14 protein-coding genes and 2 pseudogenes are annotated in these 15,603 nt (G+C 33.1%); 9 read left to right on the top strand and 7 right to left on the bottom strand.

Annotated elements, in window-relative coordinates:
- Positions 1-664: 664 nt before the first annotated feature.
- Together NSQ40_RS28575 and NSQ40_RS28570 are read right to left on the bottom strand one after the other, a co-directional pair.
- Complete coding sequence (locus NSQ40_RS28575; protein ID WP_003202991.1) at positions 665-1,216, bottom strand: dihydrofolate reductase family protein; 552 nt, start codon at positions 1,214-1,216, stop codon at positions 665-667.
- 264 nt (positions 1,217-1,480) lie between these two features.
- On the bottom strand, positions 1,481-1,825 hold the full coding sequence (locus tag NSQ40_RS28570) for a hypothetical protein (RefSeq protein WP_098159454.1): 345 nt from the start codon (positions 1,823-1,825) through the stop codon (positions 1,481-1,483).
- 1,087 nt (positions 1,826-2,912) lie between these two features.
- Between NSQ40_RS28570 and NSQ40_RS28565 the strand changes: the two are divergent.
- Together NSQ40_RS28565 and NSQ40_RS28560 are read left to right on the top strand one after the other, a co-directional pair.
- Positions 2,913-3,122, top strand: a pseudogene (locus NSQ40_RS28565) (DDE-type integrase/transposase/recombinase); the annotation flags it as partial.
- Between the two features lie 450 nt (positions 3,123-3,572).
- The gene (locus tag NSQ40_RS28560) at positions 3,573-4,736 is read left to right on the top strand and encodes a cytochrome P450 (protein ID WP_097787522.1); all 1,164 of its coding nucleotides are present in this window, start codon (positions 3,573-3,575) and stop codon (positions 4,734-4,736) included.
- 575 nt (positions 4,737-5,311) lie between these two features.
- Here the strand turns inward: NSQ40_RS28560 and NSQ40_RS28555 are convergent.
- The 3 genes from NSQ40_RS28555 to NSQ40_RS28545 form a co-directional block, all read right to left on the bottom strand.
- A complete protein-coding gene (locus NSQ40_RS28555) occupies positions 5,312-5,416 on the bottom strand; it encodes an SEC-C metal-binding domain-containing protein (protein ID WP_080740819.1) in 105 nt (34 codons plus the stop codon).
- A 23-nt stretch (positions 5,417-5,439) separates the two neighbouring features.
- Positions 5,440-6,045, bottom strand: coding sequence for a recombinase family protein (locus NSQ40_RS28550; RefSeq protein ID WP_098159452.1), 606 nt, complete (start codon positions 6,043-6,045; stop codon positions 5,440-5,442).
- A 555-nt stretch (positions 6,046-6,600) separates the two neighbouring features.
- On the bottom strand, positions 6,601-7,641 hold the full coding sequence (locus tag NSQ40_RS28545) for a serine hydrolase domain-containing protein (protein WP_003204164.1): 1,041 nt from the start codon (positions 7,639-7,641) through the stop codon (positions 6,601-6,603).
- Positions 7,642-8,318: 677 nt separating this feature from the next.
- Between NSQ40_RS28545 and NSQ40_RS28540 the strand changes: the two genes are divergently transcribed.
- The 3 genes from NSQ40_RS28540 to NSQ40_RS28530 are packed head-to-tail and all read left to right on the top strand — an operon-like array spanning position 8,319 to position 10,223.
- Entirely contained in the window at positions 8,319-8,792 is a 474-nt protein-coding gene (locus NSQ40_RS28540) for a YbaK/EbsC family protein (RefSeq protein ID WP_033796787.1), read from the top strand.
- A gap of 32 nt (positions 8,793-8,824) precedes the next feature.
- On the top strand, positions 8,825-9,592 hold the full coding sequence (locus NSQ40_RS28535) for a YqcI/YcgG family protein (protein ID WP_003204157.1): 768 nt from the start codon (positions 8,825-8,827) through the stop codon (positions 9,590-9,592).
- Complete coding sequence (locus tag NSQ40_RS28530) at positions 9,585-10,223, top strand: LysE family transporter (protein WP_033796786.1); 639 nt, start codon at positions 9,585-9,587, stop codon at positions 10,221-10,223. Before NSQ40_RS28535 ends, NSQ40_RS28530 begins: the two co-directional genes overlap by 8 nt.
- Before the next feature lie 326 nt (positions 10,224-10,549).
- Here NSQ40_RS28530 and NSQ40_RS28525 read toward each other — a convergent pair.
- Positions 10,550-11,032 (bottom strand): annotated as a pseudogene (locus tag NSQ40_RS28525) (glucan-binding protein); the annotation flags it as partial.
- A gap of 94 nt (positions 11,033-11,126) precedes the next feature.
- Between NSQ40_RS28525 and NSQ40_RS28520 the strand changes: the two are divergent.
- From NSQ40_RS28520 to NSQ40_RS28510, 3 genes are read left to right on the top strand one after another with little or no spacing between them, the layout of a single operon-like run.
- Positions 11,127-11,795 (top strand): IS6 family transposase, encoded by a 669-nt coding sequence (locus NSQ40_RS28520; protein ID WP_341286182.1) that lies wholly within the window; start codon positions 11,127-11,129, stop codon positions 11,793-11,795.
- Between the two features lie 31 nt (positions 11,796-11,826).
- A complete protein-coding gene (locus NSQ40_RS28515) occupies positions 11,827-12,150 on the top strand; it encodes a transposase (RefSeq protein ID WP_341286181.1) in 324 nt (107 codons plus the stop codon).
- Entirely contained in the window at positions 12,129-13,058 is a 930-nt protein-coding gene (locus NSQ40_RS28510) for an IS3 family transposase (protein ID WP_341286184.1), read from the top strand. Before NSQ40_RS28515 ends, NSQ40_RS28510 begins: the two co-directional genes overlap by 22 nt.
- A gap of 476 nt (positions 13,059-13,534) precedes the next feature.
- Here the strand turns inward: NSQ40_RS28510 and NSQ40_RS28505 are convergent, their stop codons facing one another.
- Positions 13,535-14,413, bottom strand: coding sequence for an Rpn family recombination-promoting nuclease/putative transposase (locus NSQ40_RS28505; RefSeq protein ID WP_098159511.1), 879 nt, complete (start codon positions 14,411-14,413; stop codon positions 13,535-13,537).
- A 139-nt stretch (positions 14,414-14,552) separates the two neighbouring features.
- Between NSQ40_RS28505 and NSQ40_RS28500 the strand changes: the two genes are divergently transcribed.
- Positions 14,553-15,260 carry an IS6 family transposase gene (locus NSQ40_RS28500; RefSeq protein ID WP_098927649.1) on the top strand — a complete coding sequence of 236 codons (708 nt, stop codon included), beginning with the start codon at positions 14,553-14,555 and terminating at the stop codon, positions 15,258-15,260.
- Positions 15,261-15,603 lie beyond the last annotated feature (343 nt).

The following is a 15,603-nucleotide window of genomic DNA, read 5'->3' as shown; positions in this document are numbered from 1 at the left end:
AAGTTTGCTCACACAAATGATCTGCACATCAATTCTTTTTTGATATACAGATCATTTGTATGATAATTTTTATAAATAAGTGCAGAGAATTCTATTACATGAATGCTTTTAGAAGTGTTGCTACCAGTGGAATTACTCCACCTAAGAATGATAAAACTGCCATTGCGATTGCCATATTATTTCCTCCTCTTTAAATTTCTGAATATTAAGAATTCTATAAATTCATTATATTACATATTTAAGAATATAACAATATCTTTTTTTATTCTCCCTAAGATTTCGAAATATGCCCATAACAACATTTTTCACGCCACATTTATTCATGATAATTAAGTTCACTTTTTTCGTTTTGGGGTGGATTTGTTTTCTTAAGTTGATTGGCATGGGGTACCGCCAACATTTTGGAAAAAAACACGCTAAGCAAAAAATGTGTAATGATAATAAAGTTGTTTAATTTCTACGCTATAAACACGCATAACACCGTCCGAACAATCGAACGATGTTTAGAATAGTTGTTTAATTTTATTTATCCCTCTCTAATTTTTAAAAAATCAGCAACAATAAAGTTTTTTAATAAGTTAAGTATTCTTCTGCAATAGTGGAACAATTGGATGAAATTTTATTTTTTAAAATTAATTTAAAAAAGTAGTTCTCCATGATAATTCTAAGTATAAATAATATTGTAAGTAGGTTTGATAACTCCATTAGAATACTGTTTCATGTCCACTAACTTTAATTTAAGACGTGGTTTTACGCTACCAAATAGAGAAATACCTTCACCGACTATAATTGGATTAACCTTTAATACTAATTGATCAATAAGTTTATGTTTAAACAACGACCCAGCCAATTCTCCGCCTCCACACAACCAAATTTTACCGTTATATTGTTTTTTGAGGTTCTTAATAAACCCTATAGCATCTCCTTTAATAAGTTCAACTTCCTCGTTTGCCTCAAACTGTATGGAGTTTGAAAATATGTAATGTTTTATGCCCTTATATCCAGGTTCACCAGGTTTAGCACCGAATTGAAACCCAAACTCATATGTTTTCCCCCCCATCAACACGGCATCGTATTCCTGAATATCTGCTAAAAAGTCTGGGACATGATCCCCCTCAAATAAAAAGAGAGAATTATTAATATTTCCTTCTATCATACCTTGATCCGCAATAAAATTGTCCAGTGAAACCGCAACATGGTAAATCAATTCAGCCATTCAGTCATTCCTCCAAGATAATGAATTGCCTAATTAATTCTATGAAACCAGCTTAATTTCCTTTATGTATTAATCAAACTGCTCAGTTAACTGAATAAACTTTATTTCGTTAATTGAATACCATCACTGACATTTTTAAATAACTTTATTGTAAATGTAACGACTCCTTTGGAAATTCAACAATTTTATTGTCATTTTACAAAAAATACAATAAGCTGCCCATATGGACAGCTCATTTACATAATTATCGAAAACGGAAGTTGATTATTTTTGTCGAGCAAGTAATTTGAAAACTCCCTTTAGTAAGAAAAATATACTAATCATCCAAGAAATCCCCGCAAGTGCTAACTGAACAGAGTTATTTTCCGACTCCATATTGTAGTCTGACAAGTTAGGTCCAAGCAAAAGTCTGAGTAGAATAAACAAGCTAATAGAGAATGCGGTAAGGTGGAGAATAAACCAAATTACGGCTTTGCTTTTGTATTTAAGCATTCCATAAACAAGGACGACCAAAGCAACAAAAATCACAAGACTTGACCCATAAATCAAATAATCATGCACTTCTGCTTCCATCGGCAAATATGCAGGTTGTTTGAATGATTCTTCCATGTTTATCTCAATGCCTCCTAAAATTTAGAGCAAACTTCTCTCTATTAAAAAGAGTGGTATAGTGGTCTTAAAAATAATGTATAAGAGATAAAGCCCAAGAAGAACGGCAGTAATCACATGTGATGTTGCCGCCAATCTTTGGCTCTCGTACAACTTATTCAGGAAAAAGAAGAACAGGACTATCCAAATTCCCTTTGAAAAAAACGTATACAGTATATTGAATATAGCATCAAAACTTTCTATGAGAAAATTCATTGAGTTTCTCCCTTTTTCCTAATTATACCATTCAGAAAAAGTGATATGTTGTGTAATTTTGGTTGTATAGGATATACATGATCGGTTAACATAACGCCTATTATCAGTAGTAACCAAATCCCAGAAAGCCATTCATACCAAGAGTTTTCCAGTTTTCTGTTCTCTTCTCTGTATGCAAGGTTTCATACATTACTATCACAATAGCATTTGGTAGTTCAAACCATTCTCGCAATCTGCATGAAATCCTGCATATCTTCAGCGTATACTTTCGTTAAAATGTTGGTGGTACGCCTATAAGTATAAAATTATGGTTATAGATAACTATAATTCTTAAATGTATTTGGAAAGGAGTAAATTTATATATTTTTCACAAGAAATAATAAAAAAGACTTAGCCCTTTTGAGGAAATAAGCCTTTTTACTATTTAGACTCACACAAATGATCTGTACATCAATTTAGCCTTGATAAACAGATCATTTGTATGATGATAATTCATTATAAAGAAGTAAAGATTACATGAACGCTTTTAAAAGTTCTTGTAGGAATGGAATGATTCCACCTAAAAATTTTAAAACTGCCATTGCGATTGTCATAATAATTCCTCCTTTTATTTTTCTGAATATTAAGAATTTTATAAATTTATTATATTATGAATTTAAGAATATAACAATATGTTTTTAAATTTATTTAGACAAAAGGAATGGAACTACAAGAGGTAGCACCAACATTTCGCGAATTTCGTACGCTAAAGGATAATCGACTTTTTTATAAACAGTTCACCTCTATTTCAAAGCCACAAAAAAAGCTCCATGAAAGGAGCCAATTATTTTACAAGAATTTAAACAATCTTATTGAACAAGATCATAGGCATGTAAAGAGACGTTTTGCCAAATCCGCAGGATTTCAAAATCTTCGTCATGCTTCACGTACAATAAAAGGTATTGAGACCATTCATGCCCTATATAAACAAAGGCGAAGTCTACAAAGAGACTCCGCCTTTTCAACGTACAATGAACTTCAACAATTACTAGCTACTTCCTAAACATTATTCCTCATTTACCAACCTGTTTATGCTTTTTTCAAACTTTGCAACAGAACCAACAGATCCAAAGGGGTAAAACATCGCAACTTTGTTCAAAATTAAAATCGTATATGTCACAATATTCATAATAGTAAAAATAATATTTCTACAAATTCAAAATATTTACATTTACGCTAAAAATGTTAAATTTGATTTATCAATTATAAATCAACTACAGAGTTTTAATAAGAAAGGAAAAAAGTTTACTGACATCTCTTTAGCGAGTGCAATAATAGCTAGTGAATTTAGCATAACTCATGCTGCTCCTATTTATGTTAATAAGATTCGATCAATTTCCAAATTAGAATCCCTTCGTGAGGAGACAATTAAGGATGGTATTGGTGATTAGGAGAGCTCTTGTTAATTTATAGAAAAAGATAAAAACATTATTTCTTGTGAAAGGAGACGATTATGTTACAAAAAATAGAACTTAAATATGATCCTCTCGATCCTGAAACATTATTGAATCCATATCCTATTTATAAAAAGTTAAGAGAGAACGCTCCCGTTTATTGGCATGAAGGAATGAAATCATGGGTATTAACAAGATACGATGATTGTAAAGAAGTGCTACGTAATCATGAAGTGTTTACAACTGATAGAAGACGAGTTGGAGTTGAAATTCCAGATGTACGTCATAATGTTCAATCTTTGGATCCACCTGACAATATACCTTTGCGTAATCTATTAACGAGAGCTTTTAATTCACAGGATATTAATAATGTTCGAGAGAAAATACATGTATTAATTAAAGATATTTTAAAAAAACACAAATCAATAAATGAATTTGATTTTATGAGAGAGGTTTCCGCTCCGCTAGCATTAAGTATGACAGCAATTACGCTTGGTGTTGATGAGCCAAACTTGGATTCTTTTCTTGAAATATCGGAAGCTATTACTCGACAAATGGATTCAGGACTAAGACCTGAGAATATTGAACCAGGTAATCAAGCACGCGAAAAACTCAATGCTCTTGTTGGTGAGTGGTTTGCTGCTGAAGATAGGCCAGGAATTGTTTCATACATTAGGAAACATGCTCAAAACACAAATGTTCCTGAGCATTACATTCGTAATACAACTGGTACGATGTTTAATGCAAGTTTTGGATCTTTATATGCTGTATTTGGTAATGTCGTACTTGCTCTATTAGAACACCCAGAAGTATTTAATAAGTTAAATGATAAATCTTTAATTGACACTGGGGTGGATGAATTAATTCGTTTTGATGGACCAGCACAAGGAACGGGTCGCATAGCTGCCAAAACGACAAAAATTAGAGAAACTACAATTCAGAAAGGTGATGTAATTGTAGTACTGTTTGCTGCAGCCAATAGGGATCCGGAAGTGTTTCCTGAACCTGATAGTATAATTCTTGACCGTTCAAAAAATCCACATCTGGGGTTCGGTTGGGGACCACATACATGTGTAGGAACTTTTTTTGGTAAATTAGCAATTAAAGAATTGATTTTATGTCTTTTAGAAGAGTCGAGTCGTTTACGATTATTGAGACGCCCAACACGTAGGATCACAGCTACTTCAAGAGGTATTGAGTTGTTGCCAGTTTCTTTTTCCTAACAATATTAGTTAATTTATTATGTGTTTTAAATTTTTGTTCTCCAAATATCCATTAAAGGAGGTGATAATATGAATTACAATCACTAAGAAAATACACCCCTAAGGGCCAAGCTCAATATCTTGAGCTTGGCTCACATTTTCTCAAGTTAATCCCCCCTTCTTTAGATAAACATATCCGTAATTTTTCTCGTTTTGAGGCGTTATAAAATTCTTAAGTTGATGGGCATGGACGGTACCCCTAGTTAGAGGGATTATAAATAAATTTAAATAAAATCCTTATTTAAAGAGAAAGTGACAGCTGGAATTTTAAGGATGTATCAGCTGTCACTGAAATAGGTATTAACTTTTATTATTAGGTTTTTTAGTTGGTATTTTTGCTCTTATTTCTAGAAGAGATTGTACCAAATATTGCTCCGGACATTGCTCCAATTAAGGCCATAAAAATTGCACTCCATGCTGCAAATGACATAATTACACCTCCTAATAATAAATTGTTGTAACTATACATTTTATTATATCTGAATTTATTGATGTAAGGTAGGAGAAAAGTCAGATAACGACAGCATATAAAAGCGTTATCTATGTATGGTGACCCCTATATAACTATTCGGATCTACATCATCATGACATTTTTTCTGTTTTTTGCCACTACCACAAAAACATAATTCATTTCTACCCACTTTTATCCCCCTCAACTTTGTTTTTACGTTTTATTTTCAAATCTCTTCACAAGTCGATAAAATGTAGTTTTAGATAGATTAGTTTGTTTCATCGCTTCTACAGCAGTTATCGTACCTGTTTTCCAAGCGTTATAAGCAGTGATAAATTCATCTGTAATTTCTACCTTCGGTCTTCCGAGATGTTTCCCTTGTTTTTTAGCCAGATGTATTCCTTCTTGTTGTCGAAATTTTATTTTTGATCGCTCTTCTTCAGCAAGCCACGAAAGAATTTGAAGTACAAGGTCTGTAATAAGATTTCCTAAGTTGTCCTGGTACTTAGTTGTATCTAATAAAGGCATATCAATTACAACGATGTGGGCTTTAATATTTTTAGTGATATCCTTCCATTCATTTAAAATCGCTTCTTTGTTTCTCCCAAAACGATCTAATGATTGTACATATAAAATATCTCCTTCCCGTAACATCATTTTTACAAGTTGATATTTTTGGCGATTGAAATCTTTACCAGATTGTTTATCAATGAAAATATCCCTTTCATCAATACCCACTTGTTTCATCGCTTCTAGCTGTCTACCTTCGTTTTGCTCTTTACTACTCACACGGATGTATCCGAATTTTCTGTTATTCAATGTATCAGAATCTCCTTTTCTTGATGTTTTATAATACATATTATAGCAAATTCGTTTCAAAAGGTGTCTATTTTTTAGGTACGTTTCAAAAGTGGATTTTTAAGGTTTTGGAACGTATATTTCATGTAATTCCCAGCGTTCCAAAAGGTGTACCTTTTGATACTGTACAAACAAATTAGTAATAAATTTCTCAATATGGATATTGTCACTGTTTTTATCTATAATATTCAAAATTAACAGTTAATGTAATATGATAAAAAAGTGATGGTTATCACCCTATTTGTTTCTCCTTATGCCATAGATAAGACCAACTCTGGTCTTATCTTTTTTATTTATGGGGTCTTGCTACACATCCATTAACTTAAAAAAATCTTTTGTTATGAGATATTTGTTGTCATTGGCTTGATGGCGTGTAGCTTTGGAATAAAGATTGATCAAATTGATACTAATAACCTTGATAAATGCTCAAAAAGAAAGAGCGTGTTTTGAAAAAAGATTGATCAAAACACGCTCTTAATATATTCAATTGAATCATTATTTTATAAAAAAGTTTGATTATATCTCAAAAATTTCTTCAATTCCCTTCATTACTTCAAAGGATCCGGAACTTTTATTTGAAAGTAATACTATCTTGATTCCTGACTTAGGATAAAAAGCAGAATGGAAGCTTACGCCAGGGTCATATCCCATTACATGATACTTAATTATAGATTCTTCATTTTTAGTGATCCAAAGTCCATATCCATAATCTACCCCATCTTTAACATGGATTTGTGAATTCAAAAGTATTTCTGTACATTCTTTACTCAAAAGCTGATGATTAAACAATGCTTCCCAAAATTTGATCATATCTGATGGTGTGATAAAAGCACCCCCATCAGCTCCACCTTTTATCGGAATAGAGTAGATATTCGTTCTCCATGTTCCATCTTTATTATCTATGTACCCATAGGCAGTGTTTTTAGGGAGTTGATCTAAAGGAAAATATCCTGAATCACTCATACCACATCGTTGGAAGAGATTTGATTCAATATAGTTGGTAAAAGAAAGTTCTGATTGTTGTTCTACGATTAAACCTAAAACAATGAATCCAGCATTATTGTAGTGGAATTTATCTCCAGGTTGGAACATCATATTCTCCTTTTGAAATAAAGGAAGAAAATCTTTTACGTCATTCAAAAGATACATAGGTGTTTGTTTCCAAAGGTCTTCAAAGTTATCCATTACTTGTTCATCAAAATAGTCCGGTATTCCAGAAGTGTGAGTCAAAAGGTGATGAATTGTTATGTCTTTGTTAAAATGCGGAAATTTTATGTTCAAACAATCTTCAAGACGAGTTCCAAATGATAATAAACCTTTTTCAACGAGTTGGCAAATAGCAACAGCTGTAAACAACTTACAGCCAGATGCAATTCCAAAGCGTGTATGAACAGTATTCAATTTTTTATCAGCCCTGTTCGCATAACCAAATGCTGATTCAAATAAGACTTCATTGTTATCCTTGATGTAAATAGCTCCAGAAAATTGTTCATCTATTATGTTATGAATTGCTTTAGTAAGGTTTAAAACTCGATTGCTCAAAATAATCCTCCTCATTTTATTAAATTAATGCTATTCGTTTTGTCTTTTCTCCTTCATTAATAGATAATAATGTATTATTTCTCATTTCAATACGAAATTCCTTTTACTCATTAATACCAGGAGAGAATAAAGTCCAGCTTTTCAGGACAGGATTTTGATTAAACATTTTTACAAACGGTTTAACTTCATTCAAAACATCGCATCTTTTTTTAAAACACCGTGACTTTATTTAAAAGCAACATTATAAATAGCGTATTTTTTCATTTTAGGGGTTATTTTATTTTGTTAGCTTGATAGCGATGTGGCGGTACCCCTTTTACTGATGGAGTAGCTACAAGATAAACAAGATTTTTCACTAAAATACATTCCTCCAAAATGAAATAAAAAAAGAACACTAATTTCCTTAAGTGGTCTTTTTTGCGTAAGAGTTTTCATTTAGAGACACTCAAAACCCGAAAAGAAATCAGAAAAATATTTATCAATACTTTATTACATAAGAAAAGTTTAAAATTTTTAAAAACAGCAAAAAAGTTGTGATATATTCCTAATATAGAATATTAAGGGATAAATGCTTATTATTACCATTAATCTAAGTATCTCCAATTGTTTATTTGGAACTATTAAGAAAATATTAGTTATATAGATATAAAAAGCGTATTATTCAGTAAAAAAAATGCAAAAGGAGAATGAATATGTATAATCAAGTAATACAACTTTTAGAAGAAGCCGATATACCTTATTCACAATATGAACATGAACCAATTTTAAATTATGATACAGATAGAAAGATTAGAGAAAGATTCAACTTGGAAGGAGTCCCAAGTAAAAGCTTATTTTTAAAAGACAAATCTGGAAACAATTATGTACTTGTTACCATTGAGGGAGAAAAATTAGATTCAAAACTTATGAAAGAGCTAACAGGCAAGAGAATTTCTATTTGTTCAGAAGAGGAGTTAATTGAAAAAACTTCTTGTGTTCCTGGGTGTGTAGCACCATTCGGATATCAAGAGGAAATTACCCTAGTTATAGATCGAAAAATTTATAACTATAATAAGTTTCTACTATCTCCAGGCGTACCTGAGCTAACAATTGAAATACACACAAAAGATATCGATAAAATTTTAGATATAGTGAAAAATAGTATTTTATTTTATGAGAAAAAATAATAAATTTATAGGCATACTAAGGAGGAGCTAGCATGGTAATACAATCTACCAAATCTTATTTGTATGATCAAAAAAGAATTCTTAAAGAACAAAGTATAGACTTCTTAGAAGATTGGAAAATACAATCTTTCAATAATTTTCATACTAGCATTATGGATAATTCTAAGCCATTCCCTTGCTATTTTGCAGTAGATTCTGAGAAACATGGATGGTCCAGATACTTATTTGCCGATTCGGCCTATGATGAAAGAGAGTTAATGAAACTTAGAGATGGGATTTATGAATATATAAAAACATATCAACAAATTGCAAAACGAACTACACTCGTAATATTTTTCAAGCCTTCAGATAAACAATTGATGGCTGAAGAGTATAAAAAACAATTCTGGAACGTACTACAATTTTTAATAAAACATGACCCTGAACCATGGAATTCAGAGATACCAACAGACCCTTATCATGCTAAGTGGGAATTTTGTTTTGCGGGTGAACCCATATTTGTGGTCTGTAGAGCTCCTATTTATGCTGAGAGAAAGAGTAGATACACAGACACTGGTCTCGAAATTACTTTACAACCTCGAGGAACCCTGGATGATATTACAGGCGATACAAAACAAGGGAAACAAGTTCGTAAAGTCATTAGAAAACGATTGTTAGCATATGATGACATTTCAATTCACCCTGATATAGGTGATTATGGTACAAAAGATTCATACGAATGGAGACAATATATGTTACCCGAGACGAATGATGAAAGTGTAGTAAGATGTCCTATTACAGGCGCAAAGAAATATGATTAGCATGATATTTAGCTATATATTGTTAGGAGTTTCTCTTTCTGCTCCTGTAGGTCCAATTAATGTAGCTCAAATAAATAAAGGAATAAAGAATGGTTTTTGGAGTGCCTGGTTGGTAGGAGTAGGCGCAATGTCAGCAGATATAATTATGATGTTACTAATTTATTTTGGTGTTTCGACATATCTAACGACTCCAATTGCCCAACTTTGTATTTGGATTTTTGGTTTTGTTACAATGCTTTACTTAGGATATGAAAGTATTAAAGATGCTCCTAAACAAGTACAGCATTCTTTAACAGGCGAAAAGGAACATCCCTTCAAATCCTTTCTATCCGGATTCGCCATTGCTATTTCAAATCCACTAAACATTGTATTTTGGATAGGGATTTATGGTTCAGTTCTCACTAATGCAATAAATACGATTGGGAAAGAACAGGCTTTATGGTATAGTACAGCTATTTTTGCAGGTATTATGTTGTGGGATTTATTTATGGCTACATCCATTCATTTAGGTAGACGCTTTGTAAATCGTGTTGTTATGAAATGGATTTCCATTTCAGCAGGTATTATTTTAATTGGTTTTGGTATTTATTTTGGTTACCAAGCTGTGCTAGAAATCAAACATTTATTATAGAATTCTTAATAGGGATCACCATACATGCCCATCAACTTAAGAATTTTATAACACCCCAAAACAAAAAAATGCACATTTTCTCCTGAAGATGTCAATTTTTTCGTTTTGGGGTATTCGCTTTTCTTAGCTTGATGGTGATGTGGCAGGACCCCACATCCATCAACTTAAGAAGATTTACTACCCATTATTGTTAAAAACGTTATTCTTTCTAGATTAATAAGAAGGGATAACACCCAAAAAGACACCCTCTCAGGTGTCTTTTCTCATTATAGAAATATCTTAAAATAGATATCTGGTGTCATATATTCAATTTAAAAGGCCTTTTGTCATATCATAACGCCATTATCGGCAAATTGATACCATTTTCCATTGATATTCTTCCATCCAGTAGCCATATATCCGGAGTTATCAAAGTAATACCAGTTACCTTCAATTTTTCTCCAATCCGTAGCCATAGAACCATCTTCTATGAAATAACGCCATACTGCATCAGCATCGGATTTACCAAAATTTATCCATCCTGTAGACATAACCCCTTCATAACCAAAGTAATATGTCTTTTCATTAATAGTTTTTAACTTTAAAGACATACGCCCATCTTCATCTAAGTAATACCAATTCCCTTTATTTTGTATCCAGCCAGTTTTCATCGTGCCATCTTCATTTAGATAGTACCAATTATCTTTATCTTGTACCCAGCCTGTTTGCATCTTTCCAGCAACAAAGTAATACCAGCTTCCGTTATAGCTTAACCAGCCATTATGAGTAACTCCACTTTCATTAAAGTAATACCATTGATTATCAATTAAAGGTTCTCGTGCAAAAACTCTAAAACTTTTGCAAGTAATCTCCTAAACTTGGACATACTGATAGTATTACTCTAGAAAAAGGTGTGTGATCGATATGGAAAAGGAAAATTTGTTCAAATGGAAGCATTATCAGCCGGAACTAATCTTATTAACAGTAAGGTGGTACCTACGGTACAATTTGAGCTTCCGTAACCTGGTGGAAATGACGGAGGAACGAGGCTTATCCATAGCTCACACAACGATTATGCGATGGGTTCATCAATATGGACCTCAATTAGAAGAGAAAGTACGACATCATCTTAAAACAACAAATGATTCATGGAGAGTCGATGAAACTTATATTAAAGTGAAAGGGCAATGGATGTATTTATATCGTGCCGTTGATTCAGAAGGGAATACCATTGATTTTTATCTAAGTAAATCAAGAGATAAACAAGCAGCCAAGCGCTTTTTCAAGAAAGCCTTGGCTTTTTCGTACATTTCTAAACCTCGTGTGATAACAGTAGATAAAAACCCTGCCTATCCTGTAGCGATTCAAGCGTTGAAAGAAGAGAAACATATGCCCGAAGGCATAAAGATAAAGCAAGTTAGGTATCTCAATAATATAGTGGAACAAGATCATCGTTTTATTAAGAAACGTGTGCGTTCTATGTTGGGGTTTAAGTCATTTAAAACTGCAACTTCTATATTGAGTGGTGTTGAAGCCATGCATATGATAAAAAAGGGACAGATTAATTTACGGAATCTGATATTATCCCCTTAAGGTAGACAGTGTAAAAAGACCATGAATAAACATGGATGTTACACTTTTACTTGGAGGGGATTTTATTATGGTTAAAAAAGGGGATAAATTTCAAACTTATTCAGATGAATTAAAGATACAAGTTGTAAAAAGTTATTTAAATGGTGAAGGTAGCCAAACAGCTATAGCTAAGAAATATAAGCTGAAAAGTAGAACACAGTTAATGAATTGGGTCCGGAGATATCAAGAAACAGGCGATATTACAGACTTGCGGGGAAACAACGGCGGCAATAACGACTTGAAAAACCTCTTGAAAGGTCGTCCTCGTACGAAATTCGATAGTGTGGAAGAAGAATTGGAATACTACAAGGCGTAGGTGGCTTATTTAAAAAAGCAGTATCCAAATCTATAGGAGGTGTTCTTGCTCAAACGGCTAAGTACGAGATTATTGAAGAACTACGTTCTCGATACAAAGTAACCTGGCTGGTCGTCATTGCGCAGTTAAATCGATCTAGCTACTATAAGTGGCGCTCAACATGTACGCAAAGACAATTACGCCTTTCAAAGGATCATACATTGCGTGAACAGATTCAAGCCATTCACATAAAACACAAGGAATACGGTTATCCTCGCATGAAAATCGCCTTACTAGAGGCTGGATTTTTAGTGAACCACAAAAAAGTATGTAGACTTATGCGAGAACTTCAAATTCAATCAATCATCCGTAAAAAGCGACGCTTTTTTAACGGGAAATCCTCAAAGGTTTTTCCGAATGTAGTAGAACAACAATTCCGAAACCGCAAACCAAATGAGGTACTTGTCACAGATATCACTTATTTGTCATTCAAAGATAAATTTCTCTATTTCTCGGTCGTTCAAGACATTTATAACAATGAAATCGTTGCTTGGAAACTCTCACATCGTAATGATTTACAACTTGTCCTAAAAACGTTAGATTTAGCAGCACAAAAAAGAGATGTTTATGGAACCATCATCCACTCAGATCAAGGATTCCAATATACATCTCATGCTTATTACCGTACGCTTCAACAGTTAGGCGCCATCGGCAGCCACTCCCGCAAAGGAAACTGCCATGACAATGCTTGCATTGAATCATTCTTCTCTCATTTTAAATCTGAAATGTTTTATCTTAATTATTATCAAACAAAGGAAGAACTAATTCAAGCTATTGAAACATACATCTATCATTACAACTACAAACGATTCCAAAAAAGGCTTAACCATCGAGCTCCGATTGAATATCGAATCTCGATGGCTGCATAGTCTTTTTTTACAGCTGTCCACTTGACGGGGGTAAGACCAATCAGTCTGTCCAAAATCAAAAAGAGTTCATCCACCAAGTGTTTGGACTTATAGCATAAAATACGATTTCACTAGGAATCTACTATTATCCGCGTTCTTCTTCATATATTTGTACCAGAACCGAAAAATTAATTGATGATAAATGGAAATATTGGGACACAGATTGGTATCATTCAGAATTACCAGCCAACACATATGAAGATTTTGACATTTGGACCGGTTGGGGGGGACAAATTGTACATCCTGGAATGTATCGTTTGAAAGTGGAAACAAAACATGCTGATGGAAAAACGGGTGTTTTTTATACTGATCCAATTGAATTAAAGAAAAGCGATTGGATGGAAGAATAGAGCACAGACAATACAGAGTACAAGAATGCGAGTGCAATAATCAAAAGCTTTGCGAGATCTTTCGCAAAGCTTTTATAATGATACATATTATAATAGTATTTTTTGTATTTCGTCTGTGCTTAGACCGGTAAACTTTGCAATATCTTCTAACGGCATTCCATTTTTATGCATACCACGAATTAATTGTGCACGCTCAGTTAATTTACCTTCTTCTTTACCTTCCTCATGAGCATGAGCTATTTTAGCTTGTTCATCTAGAAGTACTTTCTCACGAGCTTCATAAGCTGTTCGGAAAGAAGAATCATGGCTCATATTTTCCCATTTATGCATTGCCTTTTGTAAAATTGGATCTTGATTCATCGCAATCTCCTCCAATGTCTGAGTTAAGTGTTCATCTTCATGGGCTGGTAACAATAACATCCAACGGACAAATGTATTTTCCCATGGATTTACTTTTTCTTCACGCCATTGTTTCACTAATTTTGGAATCTCTACAAAATGGATTTCAATATCGTCACTTAAAACCTGTTGTGTTTTCGAATTCCATAATTGTCCGATGGTGTGAAATGAATCTTCATAAGAAAATAATATGAAATCTAATAAGTTAATGGTAATTGTTTTCCGAAGTGAACGATATGGCATCCCTTCTTGCATTTGGGATGTATAGAGCTTACTCCAATAGTATAAAGAGCGTTTTACCATATCATGTGTATTTCGGAGTTGAATCTCAATATTCACTTGCGTTCCATTGTCGAGTGTTGCTAATAAGTCTAGTATGGATAACTTATCATCTTCATAAGATTTATGGAGATGTGGGTCTTCCAATTGTAGTGATGAAATAGGTGTATCTAAAGATTCTTCTAAGATAGCGTTTAGAAATCCAATTAAGATTTCTTCATTCCCCTTTGTTCCAAATAACTGTTTAAAAGCAAAATCAATTCGTAAATTTACTAATTTTGTGGACATGGGTTTCCTCTCCCTGTCTTTCTTTTCTTAACTGTATTTTATAAGATAGTCCCTTACATATGCAAATGCTGGTTCTGGTGCAAAAAATACTATCATTGTGTACACTGAAAATATTCATAAATAAAGGACGTGTACGACGATGAAAAAACCAGTGGATTTTAAATGGAAGCATTATGAGCCGGAGATTATTCTATTAGCAGTTAGATGGTACCTCCGGTACAGTTTAAGTTATCGAGATTTGGTGGAAATGATGGAGGAACGTGGTTTATCCATTTCTCATACAACGATTATGCGTTGGGTTCATCGATATGGCTCGGAGCTAGATAAACGCGTTCGTCGTCATTTAAAGAAAACAAATGATTCCTGGCGTGTCGATGAAACCTATATCAAAGTACAAGGAAAATGGATGTACTTGTATCGTGCGGTGGATTCCGGAGGAAACACCGTTGATTTTTATTTAAGTAAAAATAGAAAAGCAAAATCAGCTAAACGTTTCTTCAAAAAGGCTTTAGCTTCTTATCATACCTCAAAACCTCGTGTCCTCACAGTTGATAAAAACCCAGCCTATCCAAAAGCTGTGAAACAATCACAAAAAGCAGGAGACTTACCAGCAGGAATCAAGTTTCGACAGGTGAAATATCTAAACAACATTGTCGAACAAGACCATCGATTTATCAAAAAACGAGTCCGGTATATGCTAGGATTTCAATCTTTTCACACAGCAACCAAAACACTTGCTGGAATAGAAGCTATGCATATGATTAGAAAAGGACACACTTTCCATGGGGAAAAGTCTGTCCAAAAGCAGATACAACTGATTAATATTCTCTTTGGCCTTACCGCATAAACAGTCATTCCGTTAGGAATGAATCATTCTTCTTACTCTTCATTATCTTTTTGCACCAGAACCCATCATAATCTGTAATTTAGTAGGAAATTCAGGTCCTACTTTTTTTATAATTTATTTTTGCACCAGAACCGAATTTTTTATAGCATATCTATTTCTCAATTTATATTTATATAATATGCAAAATTGCATATTCATTATGAAAACTTAGAAAACTCAACACTTTAAAGTCTTGCACAACCAAAACTATAAGTAAACCCACCTAAATTATATGAATATTTTCCCATTTTTTACAACCAACTACCTTTACAGAATATATATATATAAATATAATTTTTAAAAA

Source organism: Bacillus sp. FSL K6-6038 (assembly GCF_038050455.1).
Taxonomy (GTDB): Bacteria; Bacillota; Bacilli; order Bacillales; family Bacillaceae_G; genus Bacillus_A; species Bacillus_A pseudomycoides.
Note: the sequence above shows the minus strand (reverse complement) of the source record. Positions and strands in the feature narration are given on the sequence as shown.